Genomic DNA, 2,664 nt, shown 5'->3' on the forward strand with positions numbered 1-2,664 from the left:
TCACTCGTTTAATCGAGCTTCCATTGCTTGTCAGCTGACGGTTTCACGTTCTATTTCACTCCCCTTTCGGGGTTCTTTTCACCTTTCCCTCGCGGTACTGGTTCACTATTGGTCACACAGTAGTATTTAGCCTTACCGAGTGGTCTCGGCTGATTCACACGGGATTTCTCGTGCCCCATGCTACTCGGGATTCAGCTCGAGCTATTGGCGCTTTCGACTACAGGACTTTTACCTGCTCTGGTGCAGTTTTCAGCTGCTTCGTCTAGTACCTTTAGTCTCTTTGTTGCTGTCCCACTACCCCATAAAGCAAGCTTTATGGTTTAGGCTGCTCCCTTTTCGCTCACCACTACTGGGGGAATCTCTTTTGATTTCTTTTCCTCGGGCTACTAAGATGTTTCAGTTCGCCCGGTTGGCTCATGCCTGTCTATGGATTCAACAGGCTGTACTTGGGGTTGCCCCATTCGGATATCTCCGGCTCGATGCTTGCTTCCAGCTCCCCGGAGTGTTTCGTCGGTCGCCACGTCCTTCTTCGCCTCTGTGTGCCGAGGGATTCACCGTCAGCTGTTTGTAGCTTGACCACAATCTCTTCAGCTTGAAGTTTTACGGACACCTTTTTTGATTTGATGTCTCGTTTTTCCTGCTTTTTACGTTGCTATGCAGTTTTCAAGGTTCTTTTGCTGGCTTTTATTCCCAGCAGGCTTTCTTACTCTAGGATAAGATTCGTTGCTGGCAAAATTTGCCTTTTTTGTTCTTTTAGTGCTTAGGTTCGTTTTCTTTTAGGTGGGCCATCCTGGACTCGAACCAGGGACCTCACCCTTATCAGGGGTGCGCTCTAACCACCTGAGCTAATAGCCCGTGTTTTTTGAACCTGTTAATAGTTTGAAAGCTGATGTATTCACTTTTCCTCGATGACCTAGGTTGACCTCCACTCTACCAAATCTTAACGATTTTTTGGTTGGGTGGGGTTTGGTCTCCCTTAAAAGGAGGTGATCCAGCCACACCTTCCGGTACGGCTACCTTGTTACGACTTCACCCCAGTCATCAGCCCTGCCTTCGGCATCCCCCTCCTTTAACAGGTTAGGGTAACGACTTCGGGCGTGGCCAACTCCCATGGTGTGACGGGCGGTGTGTACAAGGCCCGGGAACGGATTCACCGCCGTATGCTGACCGGCGATTACTAGCGATTCCGCCTTCACGCAGGCGAGTTGCAGCCTGCGATCTGAACTGAGCCACGGTTTATGGGATTTGCTTGTCATTGCTAACTTGCTGCCCTTTGTCCGTAGCATTGTAGTACGTGTGTAGCCCAGGACGTAAGGGGCATGCTGACTTGACGTCATCCCCACCTTCCTCCGGTTTGTCACCGGCAGTCTCTCTAGAGTGCCCAACTTAATGATGGCAACTAAAAACGAGGGTTGCGCTCGTTGCGGGACTTAACCCAACATCTCACGACACGAGCTGACGACAGCCATGCACCACCTGTGTTCGCGCTCCCTAAGGCACTCCTCTCTTTCAAGAAGATTCGCGACATGTCAAGTCCTGGTAAGGTTCTTCGCGTTGCATCGAATTAAACCACATACTCCACCGCTTGTGCGGGCCCCCGTCAATTCCTTTGAGTTTCACACTTGCGTGCGTACTCCCCAGGCGGGATACTTAACGCGTTAGCTCCGGCGCGGCCCGGGTCGATACAGGCCACACCTAGTATCCATCGTTTACGGCTAGGACTACTGGGGTATCTAATCCCATTCGCTCCCCTAGCTTTCGTCCCTCAGTGTCAGTTGCAGTCCAGCAGAGCGCTTTCGCCACCGGTGTTCTTCCCGATCTCTACGCATTTCACCGCTACACCGGGAATTCCCTCTACCCCTACTGCACTCTAGTCTTTCAGTTTCCACCGCCTTTGTGGGGTTAAGCCCCACTCTTTAACGGCAGACTTGAATAACCACCTACGGACGCTTTACGCCCAATTATTCCGGATAACGCTTGCATCCTCCGTATTACCGCGGCTGCTGGCACGGAGTTAGCCGATGCTTATTCCTCAGGTACCGTCATTTTTTTCTTCCCTGAGAAAAGGGGTTTACAATCCAAGAACCTTCCTCCCCCACGCGGTCTTGCTCCGTCAGGCTTTCGCCCATTGCGGAAAATTCCCCACTGCTGCCTCCCGTAGGAGTCTGGGCCGTGTCTCAGTCCCAGTGTGGCTGATCGTCCTCTCAGACCAGCTACTGATTGTCGCCTTGGTAAGCTTTTACCCTACCAACTAGCTAATCAGACGCGAGCTCCTCTTCAGGCTATTAATACTTTCACCTTTCGGCATATCCGGTTTTAGCAGCAGTTTCCTCCTGTTATCCCCGTCCTGAAGGCAGATTCTCACGCGTTACTCACCCGTCCGCCACTAGAATCCTAAGATTCCCGTTCGACTTGCATGTGTTAAGCAGACCGCCAGCGTTCATCCTGAGCCAGGATCAAACTCTCCATTTTGTTGAGTTTGTTGCTCTGGAAACAATTCGTTTCCCTCTTCTTTTGGCTTCGGGGTTTTTCTCCCCTAATCCGATTTTCTTTGACGAGGTTATTGTGTTACTCTGGCTTTCAAACTATTATTTTTTCTAGGTTCTCTTCGCTCGCTTGAGTCTCGCTTTCGCTTGTCTCTCCCGACCGCTTTATTAATATAGC

At 50.9% G+C, this 2,664-nt stretch carries 1 tRNA gene and 2 rRNA genes (1 of these 3 running past the window's edge); all 3 read right to left on the bottom strand.

Annotation, left to right across the window (positions count from 1 at the left end):
* Positions 1 to 578 (bottom strand): 23S ribosomal RNA (locus tag H6F66_RS27420) (it extends 2,316 nt beyond the left edge of the window).
* A gap of 203 nt (positions 579 to 781) precedes the next feature.
* A tRNA-Ile gene (locus tag H6F66_RS27425) sits at positions 782 to 855 on the bottom strand.
* A 124-nt stretch (positions 856 to 979) separates the two neighbouring features.
* Positions 980 to 2,472, bottom strand: a 16S ribosomal RNA gene (locus tag H6F66_RS27430).
* The 16S and 23S rRNA genes sit together here with 1 tRNA gene alongside, the layout of an rRNA operon.
* Between the last annotated feature and the right edge of the window lie 192 nt (positions 2,473 to 2,664).

The sequence above is a fragment of the Trichocoleus sp. FACHB-6 genome (assembly GCF_014695815.1).
In the GTDB taxonomy this organism is placed as follows: Bacteria; Cyanobacteriota; Cyanobacteriia; order Cyanobacteriales; family FACHB-T130; genus Funiculus; species Funiculus sociatus.